This window comes from Levilactobacillus angrenensis (assembly GCF_003946085.1).
Taxonomy (GTDB): domain Bacteria; phylum Bacillota; class Bacilli; order Lactobacillales; family Lactobacillaceae; genus Levilactobacillus; species Levilactobacillus angrenensis.
In genome coordinates, this window is the sequence record NZ_RHOB01000062.1 from 1 (window position 1) to 1,005 (window position 1,005).

The 1,005-nt window shown below is 43.6% G+C and carries 1 protein-coding gene; it reads right to left on the reverse strand.

The annotated features are described in order from the left end of the window. Positions 1-14: 14 nt before the first annotated feature. Positions 15-935, reverse strand: coding sequence for an IS30-like element ISLsa1 family transposase (locus EKM83_RS13220; RefSeq protein WP_011373852.1), 921 nt, complete (start codon positions 933-935; stop codon positions 15-17). Between the last annotated feature and the right edge of the window lie 70 nt (positions 936-1,005).

Consider the following 1,005-nt stretch of genomic DNA (forward strand, 5'->3'; position numbering starts at 1 on the left):
GGCAAATTACAAGTTTAATCCGAACAAGCCCGGAATCTTTCAATGGCAGTCTGTTGATGATGTATTTTTAATGGTCGTTGATTAATTAGTTCAAGTGCTGCTAGGATCTCATCAGTCGTTACTTGGCTAAAATTGGTCTTTTTCGGGAAGAACCAGCGTAACCGTCTATTAAAATATTCATTGGAACCTCGCTCCCATGGTGAATATGGATGGCAAAAATAAACTTTGATCTGATAATCCTGTTCTAAGGCCTGATAATTGGCAAACTCTTTACCATGATCAACAGTAATGGATTTTACTTGGGGACCGAAGGCCCCCATAAACTTGCCAAAGGCGGTGTTTAGAGCCTTAGCCGTTCTATTAGGGGCTTTGATGGCCCATAGAAGTCGGGTCTTACGTTCTACGAATGTAACCAGACATGATCGTGACTCACTTCGACTAGAAAGCACCGTATCTACTTCCCAATGACCAAAAGCTAACCGTTGATTAACAGTTGTTGGCCGTTGTTCGATGGAAGTCCCACTTGTAAATTTCCCACGATTTTCGCTCACTCGGTGCTGGCGGACATTCCGATTGGGTAGATCAGTCAATTTGAAGGGGAGCCAGCCACGATTAAGCCAATTATAAATTGACGCAGTGCTCAAGTTATAAGCGGCCGCAATGGTTTCTGGTGACCAGGTTAATCGTAAGTGATTGGTAATTAAAGTCGCTAATGCTGCCGTCAGCATCGAACGACGACCGCAATTCCGCCTTTTGCGATCTGCATCTTGCTGAGCTAATTCTGGATCATAAGGTTTAACCCGGTCCAACTCATAGCTAATCGTAGCTTTGGCGACGCCTAAGGCGTCAGCCATTACTTGGTAAGATTTATTCCCCTCATTGACCAGTTGTGCTAGTGCGCCACGTTGAAAACGTGATAAAGTAGATGTACCCAAAGTAATCACTCCCTATATTGGTTGGAATTAGCTACTACCATTGTAAGTGATTGCTTTGGGCTTTTTAATT